The sequence below is a fragment of the Aureimonas populi genome (genome assembly GCF_017815515.1).
Classification (GTDB): Bacteria; Pseudomonadota; Alphaproteobacteria; order Rhizobiales; family Rhizobiaceae; genus Aureimonas; species Aureimonas populi.
Genome location: NZ_CP072611.1, coordinates 3249243 through 3274153 on the forward strand (window position 1 = coordinate 3249243; position 24911 = coordinate 3274153).

General features: G+C 69.9%; 29 protein-coding genes. 17 read left to right on the top strand and 12 right to left on the bottom strand.

The window, feature by feature from the left end; all coding sequences use genetic code 11:
- The first annotated feature begins 15 nt into the window (after positions 1-15).
- The 3 genes from J7654_RS15445 to J7654_RS15455 are packed head-to-tail and all read left to right on the top strand — an operon-like array spanning position 16 to position 2099.
- Positions 16-576 (top strand): YfbR-like 5'-deoxynucleotidase, encoded by a 561-nt coding sequence (locus J7654_RS15445; RefSeq protein WP_245195783.1) that lies wholly within the window; start codon positions 16-18, stop codon positions 574-576.
- A gap of 45 nt (positions 577-621) precedes the next feature.
- Positions 622-1137 carry a tyrosine phosphatase family protein gene (locus J7654_RS15450; RefSeq protein ID WP_209736757.1) on the top strand — a complete coding sequence of 172 codons (516 nt, stop codon included), beginning with the start codon at positions 622-624 and terminating at the stop codon, positions 1135-1137.
- On the top strand, positions 1134-2099 hold the full coding sequence (locus J7654_RS15455; protein ID WP_209736758.1) for an NUDIX hydrolase: 966 nt from the start codon (positions 1134-1136) through the stop codon (positions 2097-2099). The genes J7654_RS15450 and J7654_RS15455 overlap by 4 nt, the downstream gene beginning before the upstream one ends.
- Positions 2100-2135: 36 nt before the next feature.
- Here J7654_RS15455 and nadC read toward each other — a convergent pair whose 3' ends face one another.
- From nadC to recO, 4 genes are all read right to left on the bottom strand, one after another.
- The gene (nadC, locus tag J7654_RS15460; RefSeq protein WP_209736759.1) at positions 2136-2993 is read right to left on the bottom strand and encodes a carboxylating nicotinate-nucleotide diphosphorylase; all 858 of its coding nucleotides are present in this window, start codon (positions 2991-2993) and stop codon (positions 2136-2138) included.
- 2 nt (positions 2994-2995) lie between these two features.
- Positions 2996-4561, bottom strand: coding sequence for an L-aspartate oxidase (locus J7654_RS15465; protein WP_209736760.1), 1566 nt, complete (start codon positions 4559-4561; stop codon positions 2996-2998).
- A 22-nt stretch (positions 4562-4583) separates the two neighbouring features.
- On the bottom strand, positions 4584-5711 hold the full coding sequence (gene nadA / locus J7654_RS15470; protein ID WP_209736761.1) for a quinolinate synthase NadA: 1128 nt from the start codon (positions 5709-5711) through the stop codon (positions 4584-4586).
- A gap of 102 nt (positions 5712-5813) precedes the next feature.
- A complete protein-coding gene (recO, locus tag J7654_RS15475) occupies positions 5814-6581 on the bottom strand; it encodes a DNA repair protein RecO (protein ID WP_209736762.1) in 768 nt (255 codons plus the stop codon).
- Between the two features lie 135 nt (positions 6582-6716).
- Between recO and J7654_RS15480 the strand changes: the two genes are divergently transcribed.
- Entirely contained in the window at positions 6717-7469 is a 753-nt protein-coding gene (locus J7654_RS15480) for a PRC-barrel domain-containing protein (RefSeq protein ID WP_209736763.1), read from the top strand.
- A 113-nt stretch (positions 7470-7582) separates the two neighbouring features.
- Here the strand turns inward: J7654_RS15480 and J7654_RS15485 are convergent, their stop codons facing one another.
- Positions 7583-8902: an NAD(P)H-dependent oxidoreductase gene (locus J7654_RS15485; protein WP_209736764.1), complete on the bottom strand. Its 1320-nt coding sequence runs from the start codon at positions 8900-8902 to the stop codon at positions 7583-7585.
- A gap of 133 nt (positions 8903-9035) precedes the next feature.
- Here J7654_RS15485 and J7654_RS15490 point away from each other — a divergent pair, with 133 nt between their 5' ends.
- The 3 genes from J7654_RS15490 to hemA all read left to right on the top strand — a co-directional run bounded on the left by J7654_RS15490 (position 9036) and on the right by hemA (position 11515).
- Positions 9036-9962, top strand: coding sequence for an NAD-dependent epimerase/dehydratase family protein (locus tag J7654_RS15490; RefSeq protein WP_209736765.1), 927 nt, complete (start codon positions 9036-9038; stop codon positions 9960-9962).
- Positions 9959-10132, top strand: a complete 174-nt coding sequence (locus J7654_RS15495; protein WP_209736766.1) for a hypothetical protein — start codon at positions 9959-9961, stop codon at positions 10130-10132. The genes J7654_RS15490 and J7654_RS15495 overlap by 4 nt, the downstream gene beginning before the upstream one ends.
- 108 nt (positions 10133-10240) lie before the next feature.
- Positions 10241-11515, top strand: a complete 1275-nt coding sequence (hemA, locus tag J7654_RS15500) for a 5-aminolevulinate synthase (RefSeq protein WP_209740606.1) — start codon at positions 10241-10243, stop codon at positions 11513-11515.
- A gap of 76 nt (positions 11516-11591) precedes the next feature.
- Here the strand turns inward: hemA and J7654_RS15505 are convergent, their stop codons facing one another.
- The 4 genes from J7654_RS15505 to J7654_RS15520 form a co-directional block, all read right to left on the bottom strand.
- Entirely contained in the window at positions 11592-12662 is a 1071-nt protein-coding gene (locus J7654_RS15505; RefSeq protein ID WP_209736767.1) for an AbrB family transcriptional regulator, read from the bottom strand.
- A complete protein-coding gene (locus J7654_RS15510; protein WP_209736768.1) occupies positions 12659-13828 on the bottom strand; it encodes a pyridoxal phosphate-dependent aminotransferase in 1170 nt (389 codons plus the stop codon). The genes J7654_RS15505 and J7654_RS15510 overlap by 4 nt, the downstream gene beginning before the upstream one ends.
- Before the next feature lie 126 nt (positions 13829-13954).
- Positions 13955-14434 carry a large conductance mechanosensitive channel protein MscL gene (mscL, locus tag J7654_RS15515; RefSeq protein WP_209736769.1) on the bottom strand — a complete coding sequence of 160 codons (480 nt, stop codon included), beginning with the start codon at positions 14432-14434 and terminating at the stop codon, positions 13955-13957.
- Between the two features lie 92 nt (positions 14435-14526).
- Positions 14527-14967 (bottom strand): secondary thiamine-phosphate synthase enzyme YjbQ, encoded by a 441-nt coding sequence (locus J7654_RS15520; protein WP_209736770.1) that lies wholly within the window; start codon positions 14965-14967, stop codon positions 14527-14529.
- A gap of 92 nt (positions 14968-15059) precedes the next feature.
- Between J7654_RS15520 and J7654_RS15525 the strand changes: the two genes are divergently transcribed.
- The 4 genes from J7654_RS15525 to J7654_RS15540 are packed head-to-tail and all read left to right on the top strand — an operon-like array spanning position 15060 to position 18417.
- On the top strand, positions 15060-16031 hold the full coding sequence (locus J7654_RS15525) for an alpha/beta hydrolase (RefSeq protein WP_377946377.1): 972 nt from the start codon (positions 15060-15062) through the stop codon (positions 16029-16031).
- Positions 16028-16375, top strand: a complete 348-nt coding sequence (locus tag J7654_RS15530) for a DUF952 domain-containing protein (RefSeq protein WP_209736772.1) — start codon at positions 16028-16030, stop codon at positions 16373-16375. The genes J7654_RS15525 and J7654_RS15530 overlap by 4 nt, the downstream gene beginning before the upstream one ends.
- A complete protein-coding gene (locus J7654_RS15535) occupies positions 16372-17487 on the top strand; it encodes a quinone-dependent dihydroorotate dehydrogenase (RefSeq protein ID WP_209736773.1) in 1116 nt (371 codons plus the stop codon). Before J7654_RS15530 ends, J7654_RS15535 begins: the two co-directional genes overlap by 4 nt.
- A complete protein-coding gene (locus J7654_RS15540) occupies positions 17488-18417 on the top strand; it encodes a histone deacetylase family protein (protein ID WP_209736774.1) in 930 nt (309 codons plus the stop codon).
- Here J7654_RS15540 and J7654_RS15545 read toward each other — a convergent pair.
- Together J7654_RS15545 and J7654_RS15550 are read right to left on the bottom strand one after the other, a co-directional pair.
- Positions 18383-19228 carry an EamA family transporter gene (locus J7654_RS15545; protein WP_209736775.1) on the bottom strand — a complete coding sequence of 282 codons (846 nt, stop codon included), beginning with the start codon at positions 19226-19228 and terminating at the stop codon, positions 18383-18385. The genes J7654_RS15540 and J7654_RS15545 overlap by 35 nt on opposite strands.
- A gap of 53 nt (positions 19229-19281) precedes the next feature.
- Positions 19282-19551, bottom strand: coding sequence for a DUF6460 domain-containing protein (locus tag J7654_RS15550; protein ID WP_209736776.1), 270 nt, complete (start codon positions 19549-19551; stop codon positions 19282-19284).
- A 78-nt stretch (positions 19552-19629) separates the two neighbouring features.
- Here J7654_RS15550 and queF point away from each other — a divergent pair, with 78 nt between their 5' ends.
- The 4 genes from queF to J7654_RS15570 all read left to right on the top strand — a co-directional run bounded on the left by queF (position 19630) and on the right by J7654_RS15570 (position 22129).
- A complete protein-coding gene (gene queF, locus J7654_RS15555; protein ID WP_209736777.1) occupies positions 19630-20085 on the top strand; it encodes a preQ(1) synthase in 456 nt (151 codons plus the stop codon).
- Between the two features lie 69 nt (positions 20086-20154).
- Entirely contained in the window at positions 20155-21270 is a 1116-nt protein-coding gene (gene ribB, locus J7654_RS15560; RefSeq protein ID WP_209736778.1) for a 3,4-dihydroxy-2-butanone-4-phosphate synthase, read from the top strand.
- 120 nt (positions 21271-21390) lie between these two features.
- Positions 21391-21738, top strand: coding sequence for a DUF2147 domain-containing protein (locus tag J7654_RS15565; RefSeq protein WP_209736779.1), 348 nt, complete (start codon positions 21391-21393; stop codon positions 21736-21738).
- Positions 21739-21799: 61 nt separating this feature from the next.
- Positions 21800-22129: a DUF2147 domain-containing protein gene (locus tag J7654_RS15570; protein WP_209736780.1), complete on the top strand. Its 330-nt coding sequence runs from the start codon at positions 21800-21802 to the stop codon at positions 22127-22129.
- Between the two features lie 156 nt (positions 22130-22285).
- Here J7654_RS15570 and J7654_RS15575 read toward each other — a convergent pair whose 3' ends face one another.
- The gene (locus J7654_RS15575; protein ID WP_209736781.1) at positions 22286-22987 is read right to left on the bottom strand and encodes a glutathione S-transferase family protein; all 702 of its coding nucleotides are present in this window, start codon (positions 22985-22987) and stop codon (positions 22286-22288) included.
- Between the two features lie 205 nt (positions 22988-23192).
- Here J7654_RS15575 and J7654_RS15580 point away from each other — a divergent pair, with 205 nt between their 5' ends.
- Together J7654_RS15580 and J7654_RS15585 are read left to right on the top strand one after the other, a co-directional pair.
- Positions 23193-23354 (top strand): hypothetical protein, encoded by a 162-nt coding sequence (locus J7654_RS15580; RefSeq protein WP_209736782.1) that lies wholly within the window; start codon positions 23193-23195, stop codon positions 23352-23354.
- Between the two features lie 49 nt (positions 23355-23403).
- The gene (locus tag J7654_RS15585) at positions 23404-24909 is read left to right on the top strand and encodes an AMP nucleosidase (protein ID WP_209736783.1); all 1506 of its coding nucleotides are present in this window, start codon (positions 23404-23406) and stop codon (positions 24907-24909) included.
- Positions 24910-24911 lie beyond the last annotated feature (2 nt).

Genomic DNA, 24911 nt, shown 5'->3' on the forward strand with positions numbered 1-24911 from the left:
CGCGTCTGGCAGCGGATGCTGTCCGGCCGCCGGCTGGACCTCATCGATCCCTCGCCGCTCGACATCGAGATCGAGGACATCGCCCACGGGCTGGCGCGTGTCGCGCGCTGGAACGGCCAGACCAAGGGCGACCACGCCTTCTCCGTGGCGCAGCACTCGCTGATCGTGGAGCGGATCGTGGCGCAGGAGGAGCCGGACCCGCGCTGCCGCCTCGCCGCGCTTCTGCATGACGGGCCGGAATATGTGATCGGCGACATGATCTCGCCATTCAAGAGCGTGCTGGGCGAGCATTACAAGAGCGTGGAGAAGCGGCTCCAGCGCGCCATCCATCTGCGCTTCGGCCTCAGCCCCGACCTGCCGGCCGCGCTGGAAAGGCGCATCAAGAAGGCCGACCGCCTTTCCGCCTACTACGAGGCGGTGCTTCTGGCCGGCTTCTCGGCCGCCGAGGCGGCCTCGTTCTTCGGCCCGGCCAACGGCATGGAACCACAGGATTTCGCTCCGCTGGCTGCAAGCCGCGCGCAGGAGGCCTATCTCAGCCGCTTTCAGGAGATCGACGCCCTCCTGCATCCGCGCTGAAGCGGCAGGCTGCGCCCTCTCCTTCACAAAGGCCATCAAGCTTCCATGACCTATCTCGTCGTCTCCTCCCTCGCCGCCCTGTCCGATACCGTGGCAGAGCATGGCGCGCTCGATGTCGTAACCCTCATCAACGAGGGCACCGCCGTGGAGCGGCCCTCCAGCATCCGGCCCGAGCGCCACCTGTTCCTGGGCATGAACGACATAGCCGAGCCCATCGACGGCATGACCCATCCGGGCGAGGACCATCTCGACCGGCTGCTGGCGTTCGGCCATCGCTGGGACCGGCGCGCGCCGCTGGCGGTCCATTGCTGGGCGGGCATCTCCCGCTCTACCGCCGCGGCCTATGTGCTGGCCCTGTCGATCAATCCCGAGCTGGACGAGGAAGCGCTGGCCCGCGAGCTGCGCGCCCGCGCGCCCTCGGCCACGCCCAATCCGCTGATCGTCGCCCTGGCCGATTTCCGGCTGGGCCGGGGCGGGCGCATGGTGGAGGCGATCCGCCGCATCGGGCGGGGCGAGAACGCCTTCACCGGCACGCCCTTCGTCCTGCCGCTGGCGCTGTGAGCCTCGGCGCGCAGGCGGTCGAGGTCGGGCTGAACGCGGCCATCGTCTCGGTCGCGGGCGCGGCGCCCCGCATCCTCATCGCCCCCAAGGGGGACGGCGGGGAGGACGGCCTGCCCTTCGGCCCCTTCGACCCGCTCAACCACCGCACCTTCGAAACGGGCCTGCGCTCCTGGGTCGGGGAGCAGACCGGCCTGTCTCTGGGCTATGTCGAGCAGCTTTACACCTTCGGGGACCGGGGCCGGCACCGCATGGCGGGCGACCGGGGGCCGCATGTCGTCTCGGTGGGCTATCTGGCGCTCACCCGGCCGGACGCGCAGGAGGACGAGGCCTTCGCCGCCACCGGCGCGCGCTGGCAGCCCTTCTACCGCTACCTGCCATGGGAGGACTGGCGCGAGGGACGCCCGCCGATGATCGACGAGTTGATCGTGCCGGCGCTCGCCGCCTTCTCCCCCTCGCCGGCCTCGGGCCCGTCGCGCCCGGGCGCGTGGACGGATCGCCTCTCCGTCGCCTTCGGGCAGGACGGCGTCGGCTGGGACGAGGAGCGGGCGCTCGACCGCTACGAGATGCTCTACGAGGCGGGCCTCGTGGAAGAGGCGGCGCGCGACGGCCGGGCGGCGGGCGCGGGATGCGACAGGCTGGGCACGCCCATGCGCTTCGACCATCGCCGCATTCTGGCGACCGCCATCGCCCGCCTGCGCGCCAAGCTGAAATACCGCCCGGTCATCTTCGAGCTCCTGCCCGCCGAGTTCACCTTGAGCGAATTGCAGAAGGCGGCCGAAGCCATCGCCGGCCGGCCCGTGCACAAGCAGAACTTCCGCCGTTTCGTGGAGAACACCGGCCTGGTGGAGCCCACCGGCGGGGTCAGCGCCGCCACCGGCGGCCGCCCCGCCGCGCTCTTCCGCTTCCGCCCGGAAGTCACACGCGAGCGCCCCTCGCCCGGCATCCGCTTCGGGCGGGCGTGAGGAGGAGTGTCGAGGTCCCTGCCGGGACCGACCCGCTCAGTCCACGGCGATATCGAGCCCCAGATCCAGCGCGGGTGCGGACATGGTGATCTTCGAGGTCGAGATGAGGTCCACGCCCGTCTCCGCGATGGCCGCGATGGTCTCGATGCTCACATTGCCGGAAGCCTCCAGCCGCGCGCGGCCCGCGTTCAGCGCCACCGCGCGGCGCAGCGTACCCGCGTCCATATTGTCCAGCAGAACCGCATCCGCCCCCGCCTCCAGCGCCTCCGCGAGCTGCTCCAGCGTGTCCACCTCGATCTCGATGGCGACGAGATGGCCGGCATAGGCCCGCGCGGCCCTCAGGGCCTTCGCCACGCCGCCCGCCACGGCGATATGGTTGTCCTTGATGAGCATGGCGTCGTCCAGGCCGAAGCGGTGGTTGGCCCCGCCGCCGCAGCGCACGGCGTATTTTTCGGCCGCGCGGAGGCCGGGGATCGTCTTTCTGGTGCACACGACCTTCGCCGGCGTGTGGGCGATAGCGCCCGCGTAGCGCGCCGTCAGGCTCGCCACGCCCGAAAGGTGCATCAGGAAGTTCAGCGCCGTGCGCTCGGCCGTCAGCAGCGCGCGCGCATGGCCCTCGATCCGCGCCACGATCTCGCCGGGGGCCAGCCTGTCCCCGTCGCTCTTCAGCACCTCCACCACCAGGGCGCCGTCCATCTGGGCGAAGGCCTCCACCGCGAAGGGCAGGCCGCATAGAACCCCGTCCTGCCGGGCGGAGAGCGTGGCCCGCGCCCGTGCCTGCGGCGCGATGGTGGCAAGGCTGGTGATGTCGCCCGCGCGGCCGATATCCTCGGCCAGCGCCAGCCGCACGGCCTCGCGCACGATCGGGCCGGGAAGCTCGGGTCTGTAGGCCATGCTCAAAGGCTCGTTCCTCGTGTTTGGCGAAGCGCGGCGAGAACCGCCTCTGCCTCGGCCAGCGTCATGACGGTGCGCCGGTGCCAGCCCTCCTCGGCCTGCGGAAAATCGGTGCGGTAATGCGCGCCCCGGCTTTCCTGCCGCTGGTAGGCGCCGGCCGCGATCAGCAGCGCGGCGGCGGTGGCGTTGGCGTGGGCGCCGGCCCCGTGCGCCGCGCGCAACTCGCCGATCGTCAGCAGCGCTTCGGCCAGGCCCTGCGCGTCCCGCACCACGCCGACATGGCGGCTCAGCACCCGGCGCAAGGCCGGCGGGGCCTTGTCGCCCTCGCCCTCCTCGGCCGCCCCGATGCGCGAGATCGGCGTGCCGATGCCCGGGTCGGCCGGCAGGTCGGCCGCCACGCGGGCGGCGAAGACCACCGCCTCCAGCAGTGAGTTGGACGCGAGGCGATTGGCGCCATGAACGCCGGTGGATGTCACCTCGCCGCACGCCCACAGGCCCGGCAGCGACGTGCGCCCGTGCTCGTCCGTCAGCACGCCGCCCATATGGTAATGCACCGCCGGCACCACCGGGATCGGCTCCACCGCCGGGTCGATGCCGGCCGCCATGCAGGAGGCGTAGACGGTGGGAAAGCGCTGCGCGAACTCGGCGCCCACCGCCTGCCGGCAATCGAGGAAGGCGCCCTCGCCGCTCGCCACCTGCCGGAAGATCGCGCGCGCCACGATGTCGCGCGGGGCCAGCTCGCCATCCGGGTGCACGTCGAACATGAAGCGCCGCCCGGCGCGGTCGATCAGCGTCGCGCCGTCGCCACGCAGGGCCTCCGTCGCCAGCGGCGCGGGGTCGGCCCCCGTGTCGATGGCGGTCGGATGGAACTGAACGAATTCTGCATCGGCGATCCGCGCGCCCGCCCGCGCCGCCATGCCGAGCCCCCGCCCACAGGCTTCGCTCGGATTGGTGGTGACGGCATAGAGCTGGCCGATACCGCCGGACGCCAGCACCACGGCCGCGCCGCGCAATTCGTTCAGGTGCCCGTCATGGGCGAAGCGCACGCCCGTGACGCGCCCGCCCTCCACGATCAAATCCTGCGCGACGGCGTTTTCGCAAAGCTCGATGGAGGGGGTCTGGCGAACGCGCGCCACCAGCGCCTCCATGATGGCGCGCCCGGCCATGTCGCCGCGCACGCGCACGATGCGCCGCTCCGAATGCGCCGCCTCGCGAGAGAGGTTCAGGCGCCCCTCCAGGTCGCGGTCGAAGGGCACGCCGTAGGAGAGGAGGTCATGCACGCGGTCCGGCCCCTCGGCGATCATGCCGGCGGCCATCGCCTCGTCCACGATTCCCGCTCCCGCCGCCAGCGTGTCGGCCAGATGCTTCTCGAACGTATCGCCCTCGCCCATGGCGGAGGCGATGCCCCCTTGCGCCCAGGCCGAGGAGGCGCCCTGGCCGATGGGCGCGGCGGCGATGACCACCGCGCGACGGGGCGCGAGCTTCAGCGCGCAGAAGAGGCCCGCAAGCCCCCCGCCGACGATGACGACAGGGGCCAGGCGGCCGGCGGCCTCGGTAGGGGCGCTCATGGGGACGGCTCCGGAAAGGGCGTCAGTTGTTCAGGTTCACCATCCGCTCCACCGCCGCTCGGGCGCGCGCGGCGAGCGCCGGGTCCACCGTCACCTCCTCGCGCATGGTGAGCAGGGTGTCGAGGATCTTGGGCAGCGTGATGCGCTTCATGTGCGGGCACATGTTGCAGGGCTTGACGAACTGAACGCCCTTGGCCGCCGTCTCCACATTGGAGGCCATGGAGCACTCGGTGACGAGCAGCACGCGCGAGCCGGGCGCCTGGGCCGTGGCATAGTCGATCATGCCGCTGGTCGAGCCGGCATAGTCGGCCACGGCCACCACCTCCGGCGGGCACTCGGGATGCGCCACGATGCGGATGCCGGGGTCGGCCCGGCGGTAGGCCAGAAGCTCCTCGGCCGTGAAGCGTTCATGCACTTCGCAATGGCCCTTCCAGGTCAGGATCTTCACATTCGTCTGGCGCGCGACGTTCTGCGCCAGATACTCGTCGGGGATCATCAGCACGGTGTCCACGCCCAGGCTCTCCACCACCTGCACGGCGTTGGAGGAGGTGCAGCAGATGTCCGATTCCGCCTTCACCTCGGCCGAGGTGTTCACATAGGTGACGATGGGAACGCCCGGATGCGCCTCGCGCAGCAGCCGCACGTCGGCCCCGGTGATCGATTCGGCCAGCGAGCAGCCGGCGCGCATGTCCGGGATCAGCACCGTCTTGTCCGGGCACATCAGCTTGGAGGTCTCGGCCATGAAGTGCACGCCGCACTGGACGATGATCTTCGCCTCCACCTTGGCCGCCTCACGCGCCAGTTGCAGGCTGTCGCCCACGATGTCGGCCACGCCGTGGAAGATCTCGGGCGTCTGGTAGTTGTGCGCGAGGATGACCGCGCCGCGCTCTTTCTTCAGCCGGTTGATGGCGGCGATGTAGGGCGCGTGCATCGGCCATTCGATGCGCGGGATGTGATGGGCCACCTTGGCGTAGATCGGCTCCACCTCCGCCGCGACCTCGGGCGTGAAGTCGAGCGAGGGGCGCTCCAGCACGCCGAAGCGCTCGGCGGCGCTCGGCCCCGCCTGGTGCGCGGGCCGGGAGAGCCAGGCGGGCACGGCCGGGCTGCGGCCTTCCCCTACGACGGAGGCGAAGCGGGCGAGACTGGACATAGCGGCACTCCCTTCAAGGGCCGGCCCGGACCTATTTTGCTCAAAAAGAGCAAAAGTCGGCCCGAAGAAAACACACCGGTGTATTGGCGCGTTGCACCCCAATTAATCGTTTGCCGCGCCTCTTTCAAGCGCTTCCGCCCCTTCCCGCGCCAAACGCCGCGCAAGCTCGGCGAGGAAGGCGTGGCGGGGGCCCGGCTCCTCCATCGCGCGCGGCTCCCAGAAGTGCCGCGCCAGGAAATGCCCGGTCACGCGGTAGCCGGCGGCCAGGTCCCGTGCCTCCACGGCGCCCCCGCGCCCGGCCAGCACCGAGGACAGCGGAAGGAGCTTGTCCTTCCAGGGCTCGCCGGCGGCGGCCGTCACGGCGCGGCCGGTGCGTGGCGAGACATAGGCCAGCCCCTCGCGCGCGCCGGTCAGCGCACAGCTTTCCAGGTCGAGGCCGAATCCCAGCTCCTCCAAAAGCGCGGCCTCGAATCGCAGGATGCCCTCCCCGGCCACGCGCGCATCCCCCATCTCCTCCAGGAGGAAGCGCAGCGCCTCGTAGAGCCGCGCATGGGGCTCGCGCTCGGCCAGGAGGCGCAGATGCGCGGCCAGGAGCTGCACTGCATGGAGAGCCAGCGGATCGGACATGAGCTGGGCGGCGCGCAGCGTCACCGGCTCGAGGGTCAGCGTTCCCAGATGCTCGTCGAGGCGCGCGCGCCACGTCGCCTCCACCTCGTTGCCGGGCTGGAGCACCGGCTGCTGGCGGCGCGAGCGCCCGCCCCGCACCAGCCCGAGATGGCGCCCGCGCTCCCGCGTCATCAGCTCCGCGACGACGCTCGTCTCGCCATGCCGACGCACCCCCAGGACAAGGGCGCGATCACGCCATTCCATTGAAAAAACCCATCAAATGCCGCTGGACGATGCATCCGGGAGACAAAAGCGTGCCAGAAATGTCACGAAAAGCGGAACGATCCCTTGAGCCGGCCATTTATCCGACATCAGCATTTTGATCGGGAGACCTCAAGGATGAAGAAGACGATCTATTCCGCCCTGCTCGCGACGGCGATGATTCCGTTCGCGGCCGGCGCACAGACCGCCACGCCGGAGACCACCCCGCCGGCCACCACCGGGGAAGCGACCGATCCCGCAATGGGCACCACGCCGCCCGCCACGGGCACCATGGATTCCGACGCTCCGGAGAGCGGCGCCCCCGCCACCGACACCGGCCCGATGGGTGAGGAAGCCGAGACGACGGCGCCCACCGGAACCGCGATGGGCACCACGGCTACGGCCGACGGCCCGTTCGTTACCGTTCCGCCGATGGGCGCATGGCGCACCTCCGACCTCGAAGGCAAGTCGGTCGAGGACGCGAACGGTGAGAGCATCGGCTCGATTTCGGACACGCTCGTCGATGAGAACGGCCAGGTGATCGCGGTTCTCGTGGGCGTCGGCGGCTTCCTCGGCATCGGCCAGAAGGACGTGGCGGTGTCCATGGAATCGCTCGAGTTCGGCCCGCTGGACGCCGCTTCGCTGCCGTCCGCAGCGGCGGCCGACACGACCGCGCCGGCGGCCACGATGGACACGGCCGCGCCTGCCGCGGACACAGCGGCCGCGCCTGCGACGCCGACGGTGGGTGACGACAACCTGCCCGACCGCATCGTCCTCAACGTCACCCGCGAGGAACTCGAGGCGGCCCCCGCTTACGGTGAGCCCGAGGACATGGCCGACGATACGGACAGCGGTGTGCCCGCGACCACCCCGGCCGCTCCGGCCCAGTAAGACGAGGCTCCCTTCGGGAGCGTCACTGGAAGGGCGAGGAAGAAATTCCTCGCCCTTTTTTCGTTGTCTGCGGTTGGAATGGATCGGCCGCTGAGCTGGCTGTGCTCCAAACCTCAAAGAAAGCGCGTATCGGCCTCGTCGAGCGCGCGGCGCAGGCTGGTGACGGTGAGCGAAGCGTCCGCCTCGCAATTGTCGTGCGTGAGAAGCTCGCCGCTTGAGACGGGCTTCACCACCCTCGCCTTTTCCGCCAGGCCCAGAGGCAGGGCGCGCCGGGCGCGGCCATCCGCCCACGTCATCGCGAAGCCGCGATAATCGGACATGCCGATGCGGCCCAGCACCTCGCCGGGCGCAAGGTCGCGCTTGGCGCGCGCCCCGCACTCGGCCACCGGCCGCTCCAGCGGCTCCATGTCGGCGCGCCCGTACATCACGGCCCGCGCGGCCGAAAGCGGGGTCTCAAGGCTGGTGAGGTGGAAGGGCCGGATGAGCGAGAAGCAGGGGCCGGGCCCCACCTTCAAGTCCGCCATGCGCTCTATGGCGCGCGGATGGCGCGGCTTCACCACGCAGAACACGCCCGGCGCCACGCCCTTTCCCACCGTGTAGTCCACCCGCCCCGGCGCGGAAAGGACGCCGCCGTCCTCGGCCGCGCACAGCACCTGCGCCAGATTCTCCCGCGTCGCCTCCGGCCCGTGCATGCCGGGCACGTCGGGCACCAGGCCGGTGCAGTTGGCGATGGCGGTCATCTCCACCATGGTCTTGGAACCGTCGATGAACTCCACGAGGATGCGGGCGTTCATGTTGCGCGCGCGCGCCTCCTCCTCGTAGCTCTCGGGCACGGCGGCGAAGTCCAGCGGGTTGTTCTTGCCCTTGCCGGCGGCGACGATCTCCATGCCGAGCGACTGCGCGAACGAGATCAGCTCCAGCGTGGCGGCGGGCTCGTCCCCCGCCGAGCCGGTGTAGACGACGCCGGCCTTCTTCGCCTCCGCGCTCAGGTGCCGGCCCACCGTGATGTCGGCCTCCACGTTCAGCATCACGATATGCTTGCCGTTGCGGATGGACTGGAGCGCCAGGCGCGCGCCGATCTCCGGGCTGCCCGTCGCATCGATCACGACGTCGATTCGCCCCGCCGCGCACAGCGCGTCGAGATCGTCGGTGACGGCGATGCGCCCCGCCTCGATGGCCGCGTCGATCCCCGCCGCGTTCGAGGCGATGCGCCCGTGGCCCTCGCCGTGGCCGGCCATGGCGATGGCCTCCAGCGGGCGCGCGGGGCGGCTCGCGCCGATGGCACCGATGCGGATGCCTGTCATCAGCGCCGCCTGCACCACGATGTCGGTGCCCATCTGCCCGGCGCCGGCAAGGCCTACCGTCACCGGGCCGTGCCGTGCCGTCCACGCCGCGAGGTCGGCGGCAAATCCGATAGGCTCGATGATGGGCATCTTCTCTCCCGGACCGTTGAATCGGCCGTTCTCGTGTGGCGCAAAGCACACCGTTTCATCCAAACGAGCGATTGCCGCAAACGCTGCGACAGGGCAAGGAAGCCGTTAAGGTTTTTCGTTCTGTTCTAAATCCATGCGCGTTCTCGTCACCGGCTCCTCGGGCTTCATCGGCCGCTACCTGGTTCCCCGCCTCCTGGATGAGGGAGACGAGGTGTTCGTGCTGGCGCGCGAAGGGGCCAGCGAGAAGCGGCCGGGGGCGGTGCCCGTGCCGGCGCCGGCAGACCTTGCCGCCATCGACAAGACGGCCGAATGGCCGGAGGGCATCGAGGCGGTGATCCATCTGGCGGCGCGCAACCCCGACCGGCGCACTCGCATGAGCGTGAGCGAGGCCACGCTCATGCGCGCCAATGCCGAAGGCACCGCCGCGCTGGCGCGCCTTTCGGCCGCGCGCGGCGTCTCGCGCTTCCTGTTCCTTTCCAGCGCCAAGATTCACGGCGCCCATAGCGAGCGCCCCGTGGTGGAGGAGGACGAACCCGCCCCCGCAGACGCCTATGCGCGCTCCAAGCTGCGCGCGGAGGAGATGGTGCGGGCCGAGCTCGCCGGCACCGCCACCCGCTTCACCATCCTGCGCCCGGCGCCGGTCTTCGGCGCCGGCGCGCGCGGGGGCATCGCGGCGCTGGCGCGGCTGGCGGCCAGCCATTTGCCCCTTCCCTTCGCCAACCTTCACTCGCGCCGCAGCGTGCTTTCGGTCGACAATCTCGTGGACGCGCTGCTCCTGGTGCGCGGGCACCCGGCCGCCGGCGACGAGACCTTCCTGCTCGCGGACGAGGAGCCCCCCACCGTCGCCGAGCTGGTGGAAATGATGCGCGGGGGCCAGAGCCGCCGCCCGGGGCTGTTTCCCTTTCCGCAGAAATTCCTGGCCGGCAGCCTGCGCGCCGGCGGGCGCGGCGACCTGGCCGACCGCCTGTCGCAGTCCTTCGTGGTGGACTGCTCGCGCATCCGCCTGCGCCTTGGCTGGAGACCCCCCCTGCCCACCCGCGAGGCACTGGCCGCACGATGACGAAGGAAACCGCCGCCGAGATCGCCAAACGCAAGCGCGAGGAGCGCCTCGCCGAGCGGCTGCGCGAGAACCTGCGCCGCCGCAAGGCGCAGGCCCGGGCGCGCCCCGCGCCCGCCGAGGGCGCGCGCGACGAGCCGCCCGCGCCGCAGGGCGAGGACGACGCGGGCTAGCTACGGAATGTCCCGGATGAGCCGCAATGTCGCACCGCAAACCCCTTCGCCGTATGGACTTCGCCGTTGAGCGACTTTAGAACCCTTCTCACGAAGGAGACCGCCATGATCGACTACCGGAGCCACTTCGAGACCGCCATCGAAGCTCTCCACGCAGAGAAGCGCTACCGGGTTTTCGCGGACCTGGAGCGGATCGTGGGCCGTTTTCCGAAGGCTCTGTGGCGCGAGGCGGGCGCGGCGCGCGAGATCACCGTCTGGTGCTCCAACGACTATCTGGGCATGGGCCAGCATGAGAGCGTGCTGAACGCCATGACCTCCACCGCGCTTTCGATGGGCTCGGGCGCCGGGGGCACGCGCAACATTTCGGGCACCAACCATCCGCTGGTCGAGCTGGAGCGCGAGCTCGCCGACCTGCACGGCAAGGAAGCGGCCCTCGTCTTCACCTCCGGCTTCGTCTCCAACGAGGCGTCGATCTCCACCATCGCGCGCCTCCTGCCGGACTGCGTGATCCTGTCGGACGAGCTGAACCACGCCTCGATGATCGAGGGCGTGAAGAAGTCCGGCGCCCGCAAGCAGATTTTCCGGCACAACGATCTCGCCCATCTCGAGCAGCTCCTGAAGGCGGCGGGCGACAAGCCCAAGCTCATCGTCTTCGAAAGCGTCTATTCCATGGACGGGGACATCGCGCCGATCGAGGCGATCGCCGACCTCGCGGACGCCTACAACGCCATGACCTATATCGACGAGGTCCATGCGGTGGGCATGTACGGCGCGCGCGGCGGCGGCATCTGCGAGCGCGACGACGTCTCCCACCGTATCGACGTGATCGAGGGGACGCTGGCTAAGGCCTTCGGCGTTCTGGGCGGCTACATCACCGGGCCGAAGGCCATCATCGACGCCGTGCGCTCCTACGCGCCGGGCTTCATCTTCACCACCGCCCTGCCGCCGGCCCTGGCAGCCGCCGCCACGGCCTCCATCCGCCATCTGAAGGCCTCTTCGGCCGAGCGCGAGGCGCAGCAGCGCCAGGCCGCGCGCACCAAGCAGGTCTTCGCCGCCGCCGGCCTGCCCGTGATGGAATCGCAGACGCATATCGTGCCCATGCTCGTCGGCGACCCGGACCTGTGCAAGCGCGCCAGCGACCGCCTCCTGACCGAGCATGGCATCTACATCCAGCCGATCAACTACCCCACCGTGCCGCGCGGCACGGAGCGCCTGCGCATCACGCCCACGCCCCTGCACGACGACGCGCTGATCGACGAGCTGCGCGACGCGCTGGTGGAAGTGTGGACCGCGCTGGGCATTCCCTTCGCCGGCGACATGCCGAACGCGCAGGAAGAGGCCGAGAACGTGGTTCCGCTGGTCGTCTCCAAGGCCGGCGGCTGACACCCGCCCCACCCCGCAAGCACTGAACGGACCCCGCTTCTCCTGAAGCGGGGTTTTTCGTTTGCGGTGTCGGCCTTCAGAGCGGCTCGCTCGTATCGCGCGCCGCGATCTCCTGCGCCGCCTTCTCGCTGCGGCGCGCGATACGGCGCGCGAATATCGGCACCAGCAGCGCCAGAATCACGAAACGCACCACATGGTGGGCCGCCACATAGGCGGGGTCGAGCTGGAACTGGTAGGCCAGCACCGTCAGCGCCTCCAGCGCGCCGGGCGCATAGGCCAGTGCCACCTTTCCCGGCTCCAGCCCGAGCGCGACCACCGCCACCCCGGCGGCCAGCGCGGAGACGGCAAGGCCGATGGCGAAGGCGCCCAGCGAGGCCGGCGCGAGCTGGACCAGCATCCCCCGGTCGCCCGGCCGCAGCCGCGCGCCGATCAGCGCGCCCACCACGATGAGCGAGGCGACGGCGAGGAAGGGCGGCAGGGGAACGGGCGCGATCTGCGTTCCGTGCAATATGGCGCTGGCCAGAAGCGAGCCGAGGATCAACCCGCCGGGCAGGCGCGATTTGATGCCGAGCCAGGCGCCCAGCAAGCTCCCCCCGAAAAGGATCGCATATTGATCCCATGCGATCGGGCCGGGCGGCGCGGCGTGGCCGCCGCCCACACCCTCGCCGCCCTCCAGCATGGCGAGGACGGGCACCAGAAACCCGATCAGCAGGAGCAGGCGCACCGATTGCACGATGACCACGCGGGTCATGTCCGCGCGCGTCTGGCTCGCCGCCGCCACCACGAAGGAGAGCGCGCCGGGAATGGAGGCGAAGAGCGCCGTCTGCCGGTCCCAGCCGAAGGCGTGGCGCAGGAACAGGAAGGTGGCCGCCACCACGGCCGCCACACCCGCCATCTGCACAAGGAAGGAGAGCGGCCACAGGACGAGCTGGTCCAGCACCTCGGGCGTGACCCCGGAGCCGGCCTGGATGCCGAGGAAGAAGAAGGCCACGTCCCTCACCCTGTCGGGCACGCGGGCCGGCAATCCGGCAAGGATGGCCAGGACCACGGCCACGAGGCCGCCGAGAAGCCATGCCACCGGCAGGCCGAGCGCGTAGGCCGCCGCCCCGCCGGCCGCCGATATCGCGAGCGTGGCGAAAGACTTCAAGCCTGCCGCCCGATCCACCCCGCAAGGCGCGCGCCGGCCTCCTCCACCTCGTCGAGACGCCGGTGGAAGCACGCGCGCAGGAACCGGCCGCAGCCTGAGCCGAAGGCGGTGCCGGGCGCAAGGCCGACCCCCGCCTCGTCGGCGATGCGGAAGGCGGCCGCGCGCGTGTCCTGCATCCCGTCCACGGCGAAGAAGGCGTAGAAGGCGCCTGCCGGCTTGGCCATTTCCACCCGGTTGGTGGCGAGCAGCGCGTCGCAGAACAGGTCGCGCGCCTTGTGCGCCCGCTCGATTTGCGAGGCCACGAAGTCCTCGCCCTCCTCCAGAGCCGCGACGGCCCCTTTCTGCAGGAAGGCCGGCACGCCGGAATTGGAATATTGCACGAGGTTCTCGATCACCGCGCCCATCTCGGCCGGCGCCTCGATCCAGCCCATCCGCCAGCCGGTCATGGCCCAGTTCTTGGAGAAGGAGTTGACGAACACCACCGCATCGCCCTCCTCCATCACGTCGTGGAAGGACGGCGCGCGCCCGCCCTCGTAGAAGAAGCGCGAATAGATCTCGTCCGCGACGATGGTGAGGCCGTGGCGGCGGGCGATGTCGAGCATGGCGCGCAGCGTCGCGTGGTCCGCCGTCCATCCGGTGGGGTTGTTGGGCGTGTTGACGAAGATCGCCTTCGTCCTCGGCGTCACCGCCGCCTCCAGCCGCGCGGGGTCGAGATGCCACCCGCCATCGCGGCTTTCCAGAAGCACCTCCACCGGCTGCGCGCCGGCCAGGGCGGCGGCGGCCGAGAAGTTCGGCCAGAGCGGGCCGGTGAAGATCGCCTCCTCGCCCGGGCCCGCCAGCGCCGTCATCGCAAGCTGGATGGCGTGCATCCCCGAGCCGGTGACGAAGAAGCGCTCCGGGTCGGGCGCGGTGCCGTAGAGGCGGGCGGTGTAGCCGGCCAGCGCCCGGCGCAACTCGGGGATGCCGCGCTGCCAGGTGTAGAAGGTCTCTCCCTCGGCCAGGCTCCTGGCCGCAGCGCGGCCGATGAAGTCGGGCGTCGGCAGGTCGCCCTCGCCCGCCCAGAGCGGAATCAGCCCCTCATGCCCCCGCGCGTAGTTGATGACGGCGACGATGCCGCTCTCGGGAGCCGCGAGCGCGCGCGGGTGAAGTTTCGGCAGAAGGCTCATGGCGGTCTCTCGCATCCGGGCAAGACGCGTCGGACCCCCGCGCGTCTCGCTGGTGATGCGAGTGCGTCTTTCGCCTCCCCGCCGTCAAGAGGGGGCGGCGAAAGACGCGAGGGATTTCGGCCGGGCCTAGAAGCCGGCGCCCGGCACCCGTCCGACGCCCGCATCCGGCGCATCCGGCGAGCGGCCCGGCGCGTTCGCGGCCAGAAGATCGCGAATCTCCTGCAGAAGCTCCTGCTCGCGCGGCACGGCGGCCACCTCGGCGGGCTTGGCCTCCTCCTTGCGCTTCAGCCGATTCATGCCCTTCACCACCATGAACAGCACGAAGGCGACGATGACGAAGTTGATCGTGAGGGTTAGGAAGTTGCCGTAGGCCAGCACCGCGCCCTGCTCGCGCGCCTGCGCCAGACCGGTCGCCGTCACCTCTGAGGAAAGCGGGATGAACTGGTTGGAGAAGTCCACGCCGCCCGTGGCAAGGCCCACGACCGGCATGATGAGGTCGGACACGATGGAGTTGACGAGGCCGGAAAACGCCGCGCCGATGATGATGCCGATCGCCAGATCGACCATATTGCCCTTCAGGGCGAATTCCCGGAATTCCTTGAGCATCGTGCCCTCGCTGATGGCGACAACCAGACGGTGAGTCTGGACGGCGGAAGGATGACTCAACCCGGCGGAAAAGCAATCGGTGGCCGGCTAAGCTAGGGCTTCGGTCCGCTGCCGATGAAATGGGCGACGATCTCGCGCCGGTGCGGGCGCGCGCGGTGCTCCACGAGGTAGACCCCCTGCCAGGTTCCCAGCAGCGGCTCGCCCGCCTCCACGGGGATCGCGAGGCTCACCCCCGACAGGACGGTCTTGATATGGGCGGGCATGTCGTCCGGCCCCTCCACCGTATGGCGATAAGGTCCATCCTGCGGCGCCAGCCGGTCCAGCGCATCCAGAAGGTCGGCGCGCACGTCCGGGTCGGCATTCTCCTGAATCGTCAGCGACGCCGAGGTGTGGCGTAGGAACAGCGTCACCAGCCCGTCGCCCGCCCCGTGCTCGCGCAGCATTCGGCGCAGCTCGCCGGTGAAGTCGCTCATGCCCCGCCCGGCGGTGCGCAATGTCAGGCGCGCGATGAAATGAAAGTCCGGTCGTGTCATGGCGCACCTCTAACCGCTTTGACGGAAGGCCTCCACCGTTTAGATAGAAGCCGTTGCGGCGCGAGAGGAACACGATGGCGGGCCATTCGATCATCATCAACCGGCAAACCTTCGACGAGGGCTTTCCCGGGCCGGGCCTTGCCGAGCTCAACGAATCGATCGCCGCCTTTCACAAGTCCCGCCCCAGCCTCTGGTCGCTGCCGCTGGAGAGCGTGCGCAAGGCAAGGCGCGAGGGCGCGGGCGTGTTTGCCGCGCCGAGGGCCGACCCGGCGGCACGCGAGGCGTCCGTGCAGGGGCGCGGCGGCCACGCCATTCCCCTGCGCATCCTGACGCCGCAGAGCGGCACGGCGCGCGGCACCTACCTGCATTTTCACGGCGGCGGCTGGGTGTTCGGCGAGCCGGTGGAAAACGACGAACGCCTGCGCGCCCTGTGCGAGGAGGCACGCCTTGCGGTCGTTTCCGTGGGCTACCGGCTGGCGCCCGAGCACCCCTTCCCGGCGGCGCCCGAGGATTGCGAGGACGCCGCGCTCGCGCTCGCGGGCGGCCGGATCGAGGGCGTGCCCGCCGAGGGCCTGCTCATCGGTGGCGAATCGGCCGGCGCGCACCTGGCCGTCCTCACGCTCGTTCGCCTGCGCGACGGCCATGGGCTGGCCCCTTTCAGGGCGGCCAATCTCATTGCCGGCTGCTACGATCTCTCCCTCACCCCCAGCGCGCGCAACTGGGGCGAGGAGCGCCTCGTCCTCAACACCGAGGATTTGAAGGAGCTGGTGCTGCGCTTCGTGCCGGAAAGCTACGGGCTTCACGACCCGAAGGTCTCGCCGCTCTTCGCGGATCTGAAGGGCCTGCCGCCGGCGCTTTTCACGGTCGGCACGCGCGACCCGTTGCTGGACGACACGCTGTTCATGGCCACGCGCTGGCTGAGCGCGGGCAACGCGGCGACGCTCTCGGTCTGGACCGGCGGGTGCCATGTCTTCCAGTTCTTCGACGCGCCGGCCAGCCGATCGGCCAACGCGGAAGCGACGCGCTTCCTGATGGACGCGCTGGGCGAGGACCGTGCGGCTTGAGCAGTCTCGTCTACAAGATCGTTCCGCGCGCGCTTTGGGAAGAGGCGCAGGCCAGGGGCCGTTTCGAGGGCGCGCCGGTGGACCACGCCGACGGCTACATCCATTTCTCCACCGCCGCGCAGGTGCGCGAGACGGCGGCGCGGCATTTCGCCGGGCAGACCGACCTGCTCGTCGTTTGCGTTCCGACCGAAAGTCTGGGCGATGCGCTCAAGTGGGAAGTGTCGCGCGGGGGCGCGCTCTTTCCCCATCTCTACGCCCCGCTCGACCTCTCTGACGTCGCCGCCGTGCACGAGCTGCCGCTCGGCGAGGACGGGACGCATCTCTTCTCGCAGGACATCCGATGAGCCGTAGCTGGGATCTGGCCCGTTCCCTCTTCTTCCGCATGGATGCCGAGCGGGCGCACGGGCTGACCATCCGGGCGCTCAAGCACGGGCTGGTGCCGCGCCGCAACATTCCCATCGACCCGCGCCTGCGCGTGCAGGTGGCCGGCATCGCCTTCCCCAACCCGCTGGGCCTTGCCGCCGGGTTCGACAAGAACGCCGAGGTGCCCGACGCCGCCTTGCGGCTGGGCTTCGGCTTCGTGGAGGTGGGCACCCTCACGCCGCTGCCGCAGAAGGGCAACCCGCGCCCTCGCCTCTTCCGCATTCCCGAGGCACGCGCCGTCATCAACCGCTTCGGCTTCAACAACGAGGGCCACGCGGACGCGGCCTCGCGGTTGGAGAAGCGCCGCCGCAAGGCAGGGCTGGTCGGCATCAATGTGGGGGCGAACAAGGATGCGCCCGACCGGATCGCCGATTACGTGACCGGCATTCACCGCTTCGAGTGCATGGCCACCTACCTCACCGTCAACATCTCCTCCCCCAACACGCCGGGCCTGCGCAAATTGCAGGAGGGGGCCGAGCTGGACAAGCTGTTCGAGGCCGTCATCGCCGCGCGCGAGGGCGCGGCGGCCATCGCCGCCGCCCGGCCCTGCCCCGTCTTCGTGAAGGTGGCGCCAGACCTGACGCCGGCCGATATCGGCCATATCGCCGACGCGGCGATGAAGCACGGGATCGACGGCCTCATCGTTTCCAACACCACCGTCTCGCGCCGGGGCGTGGGCGGCCGCAAGCACGCCTCGGAGGCCGGCGGCCTTTCCGGCCGGCCTTTGATGGAGCGCTCCACCTACGTGCTGGCCGCCTTCCGCAAGGCGGTGGGGCCGAACCTGCCGCTGATCGGCGTGGGCGGCGTGGAGGACGCGGCCACCGCCATCGCCAAGATCGAGGCGGGGGCCGATCTGGTGCAGTTCTACACCGCCATGGTCTATGGCGGGCCGGACCTGCCGATCCGCATATTGGAGGGCATGAGCCGGCATCTCGACAAGCTCGGCGCGCCGGACATCCGCTCCCTGCGCGACACGCGGGTGGAGGATATCCTGAAGGCCGGCCCGCCGCCGGGCTTTCTCGACGCGGCCTGAGTGTCGCTCCCCGTCGTCCATCATCCCGCCTTCGACGCGCAATTCGACGCGGCGCATCGCTTTCCGATGTCGAAGTTCACGCGGCTGGCGCAGATCCTGGTGGAGGACGGCGTCGTGGCGCCCGGCGGCTGGCATGTGCCCGAGCCCTGCCCGGCCGACTGGCTGGCGCTGGCCCACGACCCCGCCTATGTGCACGCCGTTCTGGCGCAGAGCGTCCCGCGCGAGATGGAGAAGGCCATCGGCTTCGCGGTGGACGACAAGGTGGCCATGCGCTCGCGCTGCGCCACCGGCGGCACCGTTCTGGCCGCGCGGCTGGCGCTGGCCGGCGGCCTTGCCTGCAACACGGCGGGCGGCAGCCACCATGCCGCGCGCGGCGGCGGCGCGGGCTTCTCCGTCTTCAACGACGTGGCGGTGGCGGCAAGGGTGCTGCTGGCCGAGAACGCGGTGGGGCGCGTGCTGGTCTTCGACTGCGACGTGCATCAGGGCGACGGCACGGCCCGCATCTTCGAGGGCGAGCGCAACGTCTTCACCCTCTCCATCCACGGGGAGAAGAACTACCCGATGACCAAGGCGCGCTCGGACCTGGACGTGGCGCTGCCGGACGGCACGGGCGACGCGGCCTATCTCGACATCCTGCCCGACCTTCTGGACGAGGCATGGCGGCAGGCCTCGCCCGGCATCGTCTTCTACAATGCGGGCGTCGATCCGCACCGCGACGACCGCCTCGGGCGCCTCTGCCTCTCGGACGAGGGGCTGGCCGAGCGGGACAGGCGCGTCATCGGCTTCTTCCGCGAACGCGGCCTGCCCGTGGCCTGCGTCATCGGCGGCGGCTATTCGCGCGACATAGAGGCGCTGTCGCGCCGCCACACCATCCTCCACCGCGTGGCAACCGAGTTCATCGGGCGAAGCGGATCATCATCGCGCCCATGAGCGTGACGAAGGTGGAGGCGATGCGCCGCAGGTTCATCCGCTCCTTCAGGATGAAGGTGCCGATGAGGACGGCGAAGACGATGGAGACCTCGCGCAGCGCCGAGACGGTGGCGATGGGCGCCTGCGTGAAGTCCCACGTCACCAGCGAATAGGCGACGAAGGAGATCGGCGCGCCGAGAAGCAGCACCGGCCGTGCCCGCGTGAACGCGCCCGCTAGCGCGCCGGGACGCGCCACGCGCAGGTAGAGGCACATGACCGGCACCTTCACCAGCGCCGCCGCCGCGTAGAAGGAGAAGCTGTTGCCGGCAAGGCGCGCGCCCGCGCCGTCCACCAGCGAATAGGTGGCGATCAGCACGCCGGTGGCCAGCGCCCAGAAGAGCCCCGCCCCGACCATGCGCTTCTCCCCACGCTCCGCGAAGACGAGGCTGGTCACGCCGGTTCCGATCACCAGCACCGCGAGCGACTGCATCGCGCTCAGCACCTCGCCGAGGAAGGCCGCGCCGGCCAGCGCGGTGAGGACGGGGGCGATGCCGCGCGCGATGGGGTAGGCCTGCGTGAAATCCGCCGCCCGATAGGCCGCCACGAGGCAGAGGAAGTAGGCCGCATGGATGAGGGCGGAGGCGAGCACCAGCGGCCAGGCCTCCCGCGCCGGCAGGCCCGCAAGGGCCAGCGACAGCGCCGCGAGGGGGACGGCGCCGAGCGTGAGCGCCGCCATGGATGCGAACTTGTCCGCGCCGCTCTTCAGGAGCGCGTTCCATGTCGCGTGGAGAAGCGCGGCGAAAATCACCGCGCCGAAGACCATCATGGACATTGCGGGCTCCTCGCCTCGGATGGAGCCAGGCTACATCCGGCGGGCGCCCGCAATCAACGCCGGCCGCTCTTCACCAGCCGCGAGATCAGGAAGATCGGCACGACGATGACCGCGCCGAGCAGGAAATACTCCGCCGCGCGCCCCAGAGAGCCGAAGACCAGCACCCATGCGTCGCGGAAGAGATCCACCACCCATTCCACCAGGTCCAGCGGATGGAGATTCAGCCAGGAGAGCACGAGCCCGACCGCCAGCGAGAGGAGCGCCAGCTTGATAAGCACCGAAAGCGGCGATCCGCCGAGAAATCTCGTTACGCTTCCGGACATCGGGACTTTTTCCTCTTGGACTTCCAACGCGCCAAGAGGTAGGCGGCGGGAAAGACGGACGCAAGACGAGGCTTTGCCATGACCGAGACATTGAGCCAGTTGGGCGCCGATGCCCGCCCCGCCGCCTCGCCCGAGGAAGCGGTGCTGGAGACCGTTCCTTACGCGCGGCGCGAAGGCCCGCCGGCCATCGTGCGCTTCACCTGCCCGGAATTCACCTCGCTCTGCCCCGTCACCGGGCAGCCGGACTTCGCCCATCTCGTCATCGACTACGCGCCGGACGAGCGGCTGGTGGAATCGAAGTCGCTGAAGCTGTTCCTGACGAGCTTCCGCAACCACGGCGCCTTCCACGAGGACTGCACGGTGATGGTCGGCCGGCGCGTCGTGGAAGCGACACGCCCGCTCTGGCTGCGCATCGGCGGCTACTGGTATCCGCGCGGCGGCATTCCCATCGACGTGTTCTGGCAGACCGGCGCGCCGCCCGAGGGCGCCTTCCTGCCCGACCAGGGCGTTCCGCCCTATCGCGGCCGGGGGTGACGGCCTGTCCATGTTGATCGCGCGGGCGCGAGCGCTTACGACGGCGCCACGCATGGGGAAGGACGGGGCATGGAACTCGACAGGATCGAAGACGCGATTGAGGCCATAGCCGCCGGCGAGCTGGTGGTGGTGGTGGACGACACCGACCGCGAGAACGAGGGCGACCTCATCATGGCCGCCTCCAAGGCGACGCCCGAGACGATCGCCTTCATGATCCGCCACACCAGCGGCATCCTCTGCGTGCCGATGACGGGCGAGCGGGCGCAGGCGCTGAACCTGCCGCCCATGGTCGCCAACAATCTGGACCCGATGCGCACGGCCTTCACCGTCTCGGTGGACTACCGCGTCGGCATGACGACGGGCATCTCCTCCGAGGAGCGCGCCAACACCGCGCGCGCGCTGGCCAACGACAATGCGGGGGCCGGCGACTTCCTGAGGCCCGGCCACATGTTCCCCCTCATCTCGCGCGAGGGCGGCGTCCTCACCCGCTCCGGCCACACGGAGGCGGGCACGGACCTCGCCCGCCTCGCGGGGCTGGGGCCCGTCGGCGTGCTGGCCGAGGTCGTCAATGACGACGGCACCGTCAAGCGCCTGCCCCAGCTCGTTCCCTTCGCCCGCGAGCACGGGCTGAAGATCGTCTCCATCGAGGACCTCATCTCCTACCGCATCCGGCGCGAGAGCTTCGTGAACTGCGTGCGCGAGGAGGAGATCGTCGTGGCCGGCCTGCGCGGCCAGGTGCGCATCTACGAGACGCCCTTCGACCCCATGCAGCATGTCGTGGTGGTGTTCGGCGAAGTGAAATACGCCTCGAAGGTGCCCACCCGCATCCATCGCGAGCAGCCGCTGCAAGACCTGTTCGCGCGCGCGCGAGACCAGCGCTCCTGGGTCGAGCTGGCGGTGGAGAGGATGAAGGCCGAGGGAAACGGCATCCTCATGCTGCTGCGCACGCCCGACATCGACCAGATCGACACGCCCGGCGAGAACGCGGACACGCCGCAGGACGGGGAGCGCCATGCCAGCGCCCGCATCCGCCAGCAGCGCTGGCGCGAGGTGGGGGTCGGCGCGCAGATCCTGCGCGACCTGGGCGTGCGCTCCATCGCCGTCATGGCCACCCATGAGCGCGCCTATGTCGGCCTTACCGGCTTCGGAATCGAGATCGAAGGCACGATCCTGCTGGAGGACTGAGCACCGGCCCTCTCCTGGGAAATCCGCTTGGCGAACGCTGCGGCGCAGCTTACGTTAAGGGAAGGCAGGCGCGGGGAGCCGCCATATGGCGTCGCGCCTGTCGATAACGGGAGGATCGACATGAGATCTCTATTGGCCGCGACGCTTCTGGCCCTTGCCGCCTCGACGGGCGCGGCGAGGGCCGACCCGATCGAGGGCACATGGCGGATGCCGTCTGGCAACAACGCCACCATCGCCGCCTGCGGCGCCGAGTTCTGCCTCACCTATGTGAACGGCCCCAATGCCGGCCAGACCTTCGGCCGCATGAAAGCGACCGGAAACGGCCGCTATGAGGGCACAGTCACCGACTACACGCGCGGCGGGCGCGAGTTCTCCGGCAAGGGCACATTGTCGGGCAACTCGCTCTCGGTCTCCGGCTGTGTTCTCGGCGGACTGATCTGCCGCTCGCAGGAGCTGACCCGCGGCTGAGATGGGGCATCGCCGGTCGGCGGGCCGCCCCGCCGGCCGTTTTCGACTGGAAGGACCGCCCATGCGCCGCGCCTGTCTCGCCCTCTGCCTCGCCCTTGCGGCCGGCCCCGCCCTCGCGCAGTCCATCGAGGGAACATGGCAGGTCGGCAATGGCGAGACCGTCACCTACGCGCAGTGCGCGGAGGGCTTCTGCTCCACCATCGACAGCGGAAGCTTCGCCGGCGGCTCGGTCGGCGCCATGCGCCCGGCGAACGGGCGCTACGAAGGCACGGTGCGGGACCCCGAAAGCGGCAAGACCTATGAAGGCCACGCCACCGTGGAGGGCAACGTCCTGACGCTGACCGGCTGCGTGGCGAAAATCTTCTGCCGCTCGCAGACCTGGACGCGCTGAGGCGGCGGGCGGCTCGCCGAAGCTGGGTTGGAGCCGCGCCCTGAACGGCCGAGGGCCGATCTTACCGATAGACACCCCAGGCCTGACCCGGAATCCACGCAGGACCGCCGGAGCCGCCGCGACGGACGGCCCCAGAGTCCGCGAAGGGCCCGCCCCTCAGCGGGCCTTCTGGTTGAACAGCACGGCCTGCGCCTGCTTGTCGCCGGACAGATTGCGGCGGTGTTCCTCGCCCACCTTCACGCCGCGCTGCACGGCGGGCCGGGCGCCCATCGTCTGGAACCAGCGCTTGAGATTGGGGAAGTCGTCGAGATTCTGCCCCTGGTTCTCGTACGGCACGATCCAGCCATAGCAGGCCATGTCGGCGATCGAGTATTCCCCCGCCAGGTAATCGCGCCCTTCCAGCCGGCGGTTCATCACGCCATAGAGGCGGTTCACCTCGTTGGTGTAGCGGTTGATGCCGTATTCCACCTTCTCGGGCGCATACTGGCGGAAATGGTGCGCCTGGCCCGCCATCGGCCCAAGGCCCCCCATCTGCCAGAACAGCCACTCCTCCGTCGCCACGCGGGCGCGCTCCTCGGTGGGATAGAACTGCCCGAACTTGCGGCCGAGATATTGCAGGATGGCGCCCGATTCGAAGACCGAGATCGGTTCCCCGCCCGGCCCCTCGGGATCGACGATGGCCGGCATTCGGTTGTTCGGCGCGATGGCCAGGAATTCGGGGCGAAATTGTTCGCCGGCGCCGATATTCACCGTGCGCACCTCATACGGCACACCAAGTTCTTCCAGCATGATGCTGATTTTCCAGCCGTTCGGCGTCGGCCAGTAATGGAGTTCGATGGGCTTGGATTGTATCGTCATCTGTGTCCTCGCAGCCCCGATGATCCGGGCTCGTGCCATCATCTAGCACCTCGCGCGCCCTCAACAACACCGGTCGGGGGTTGGCCTGGTGGACACGGTCCGTTAACCCTTCGTCAACGCAAATGAAGGCTCGATGAACGCCACGACCAGCCCGGGTTCAGGCCCGGCCGCCAAGAATGCCCGTGACGAAACGAGGAGTTCCCCGATGATATTGAGGCTCGCTTCGGTGACGATCCTGCTTGCGCTGTTCGCCATCGGGTTCGGAACGCTGGCCAGGCACGAAAGCCGCTCCGCCGACGACTTCGCCCCCCGCAACGTCGCCGGCTGCTATGACCAGGGCGCCGTGTGCCCGCCCTCGCGCGGCTGAGGGCGCGGCAGCGTCTTCCCGGCGCGCGGCGGGGCCGCTAAGGAAGGCCATGGTCACACACACCGCCTCGCCCCACAGCCTGCCCCCCTTCGAGACGCCGGACCTTGGAACCGCGCGGACCTTCGAGGACGCGCAGGCCGCCGTCGCCGAGCTGGAGCGCCTCTATCGGGGCTCCACCGAATTCCTGATCTCCCGCTTCGAGACAGTGCTGCGCTCCGGCGCGTCCGACGCGCGGTTCCGCGCCTTCTACCCGCAGATCTCGCTCGCCACGCGCGGCCACGCCCGCATCGATTCGCGCCTCTCCTACGGCTTCGTGCCCGGCCCGGGCGAATACGCCACCACCATCACCCGGCCGGACCTGTTCGATACCTATCTCACGCACCAGCTCTCGCACCTCATCCGCAATCACGGCCAGCCGGTGACGGTGGAACTGTCCGGGACGCCCATCCCGTTGCATTTCGCTTTCCCGGAAGGCTCGCATGTGGACGGGGCGCTGGCCGAAAGGCTCGACCGGCCGCTGCGCGACATTTTCGACGTGCCGGACCTGACGGCCACCGACGACCGGATCGTCAACGGCAATTACGAGCCGAGCCTCGGCGAGCCCCTGCCGCTCGCGCCCTTCACGGCGCAGCGGGTGGACTATTCCCTGCACCGGCTGGCGCACTACACGGCCACCAGCCCACAGCATTTCCAGAACTTCGTCCTGTTCACCAACTACCAGTTCTACATGGACGAGTTCTGCGCCATGGCGCGGGCGCTGATGGCCGAGGGCGGCCACGGCTACGAGACCTTCGTGGAGCCGGGCAACCTCCTGACGCGCGCGGGCGGCAGCGGCCCGGAAGCGGGCCTTGCGCCCCCGCGAATGCCGCAGATGCCCGCCTACCACCTGACGCGGCCCGACCGTAGCGGCATCACCATGGTCAATATCGGCGTCGGCCCCTCCAACGCCAAGACGATCACCGACCACATCGCCGTGCTGCGCCCCCACGCCTGGCTGATGCTCGGCCACTGCGCCGGCCTGCGCAACACGCAGGCGCTGGGCGATTACGTGCTGGCCCACGCCTATGTGCGCGAGGACCATGTGCTGGACGCGGACCTGCCCGTATGGGTGCCCATTCCGCCCCTGGCCGAGGTGCAGGTGGCGCTGGAACAGGCCGTGGCGGATGTCACCGGCCTGTCGGGCTACGATCTCAAGCGCATCATGCGCACCGGCACCGTCGCCACCATCGACAACCGCAACTGGGAGCTTCGCGACCAGCGCGAGCCGGTGGAGCGGCTGTCGAAGTCGCGCGCCATCGCGCTCGACATGGAATCGGCCACCATCGCGGCCAACGGCTACCGCTTCCGCGTGCCCTACGGCACGCTGCTGTGCGTGTCCGACAAGCCGCTGCACGGGGAGCTGAAGCTACCGGGCATGGCGACCGAATTCTACAAGCGGCAGGTGTCGCAGCACCTCGAGATCGGGATGCTGGCCATGCGCAAGCTCGCCGAGATGCCCGAGGAGAGGCTGCACTCGCGCAAGCTGCGCTCCTTCTTCGAAACCGCTTTCCAGTAGGC

Excerpts from the sequence above, each read along its gene's own strand:
- J7654_RS15445 (WP_245195783.1), top strand. The coding sequence starts at position 16 with ATGCTGTCCGGCCGCCGGCTGGACCTCATCGATCCCTCGCCGCTCGAC.
- J7654_RS15450 (WP_209736757.1), top strand. The coding sequence starts at position 622 with ATGACCTATCTCGTCGTCTCCTCCCTCGCCGCCCTGTCCGATACCGTG.
- nadC (WP_209736759.1), bottom strand. The coding sequence starts at position 2,993 with ATGGCCTACAGACCCGAGCTTCCCGGCCCGATCGTGCGCGAGGCCGTG.
- J7654_RS15465 (WP_209736760.1), bottom strand. The coding sequence starts at position 4,561 with ATGAGCGCCCCTACCGAGGCCGCCGGCCGCCTGGCCCCTGTCGTCATC.
- nadA (WP_209736761.1), bottom strand. The coding sequence starts at position 5,711 with ATGTCCAGTCTCGCCCGCTTCGCCTCCGTCGTAGGGGAAGGCCGCAGC.
- recO (WP_209736762.1), bottom strand. The coding sequence starts at position 6,581 with ATGGAATGGCGTGATCGCGCCCTTGTCCTGGGGGTGCGTCGGCATGGC.
- J7654_RS15480 (WP_209736763.1), top strand. The coding sequence starts at position 6,717 with ATGAAGAAGACGATCTATTCCGCCCTGCTCGCGACGGCGATGATTCCG.
- J7654_RS15485 (WP_209736764.1), bottom strand. The coding sequence starts at position 8,902 with ATGCCCATCATCGAGCCTATCGGATTTGCCGCCGACCTCGCGGCGTGG.
- J7654_RS15490 (WP_209736765.1), top strand. The coding sequence starts at position 9,036 with ATGCGCGTTCTCGTCACCGGCTCCTCGGGCTTCATCGGCCGCTACCTG.
- J7654_RS15495 (WP_209736766.1), top strand. The coding sequence starts at position 9,959 with ATGACGAAGGAAACCGCCGCCGAGATCGCCAAACGCAAGCGCGAGGAG.
- J7654_RS15510 (WP_209736768.1), bottom strand. The coding sequence starts at position 13,828 with ATGAGCCTTCTGCCGAAACTTCACCCGCGCGCGCTCGCGGCTCCCGAG.
- mscL (WP_209736769.1), bottom strand. The coding sequence starts at position 14,434 with ATGCTCAAGGAATTCCGGGAATTCGCCCTGAAGGGCAATATGGTCGAT.
- J7654_RS15520 (WP_209736770.1), bottom strand. The coding sequence starts at position 14,967 with ATGACACGACCGGACTTTCATTTCATCGCGCGCCTGACATTGCGCACC.
- J7654_RS15535 (WP_209736773.1), top strand. The coding sequence starts at position 16,372 with ATGAGCCGTAGCTGGGATCTGGCCCGTTCCCTCTTCTTCCGCATGGAT.
- J7654_RS15545 (WP_209736775.1), bottom strand. The coding sequence starts at position 19,228 with ATGTCCATGATGGTCTTCGGCGCGGTGATTTTCGCCGCGCTTCTCCAC.
- J7654_RS15550 (WP_209736776.1), bottom strand. The coding sequence starts at position 19,551 with ATGTCCGGAAGCGTAACGAGATTTCTCGGCGGATCGCCGCTTTCGGTG.
- queF (WP_209736777.1), top strand. The coding sequence starts at position 19,630 with ATGACCGAGACATTGAGCCAGTTGGGCGCCGATGCCCGCCCCGCCGCC.
- ribB (WP_209736778.1), top strand. The coding sequence starts at position 20,155 with ATGGAACTCGACAGGATCGAAGACGCGATTGAGGCCATAGCCGCCGGC.
- J7654_RS15565 (WP_209736779.1), top strand. The coding sequence starts at position 21,391 with ATGAGATCTCTATTGGCCGCGACGCTTCTGGCCCTTGCCGCCTCGACG.
- J7654_RS15570 (WP_209736780.1), top strand. The coding sequence starts at position 21,800 with ATGCGCCGCGCCTGTCTCGCCCTCTGCCTCGCCCTTGCGGCCGGCCCC.
- J7654_RS15575 (WP_209736781.1), bottom strand. The coding sequence starts at position 22,987 with ATGACGATACAATCCAAGCCCATCGAACTCCATTACTGGCCGACGCCG.
- J7654_RS15580 (WP_209736782.1), top strand. The coding sequence starts at position 23,193 with ATGATATTGAGGCTCGCTTCGGTGACGATCCTGCTTGCGCTGTTCGCC.
- J7654_RS15585 (WP_209736783.1), top strand. The coding sequence starts at position 23,404 with ATGGTCACACACACCGCCTCGCCCCACAGCCTGCCCCCCTTCGAGACG.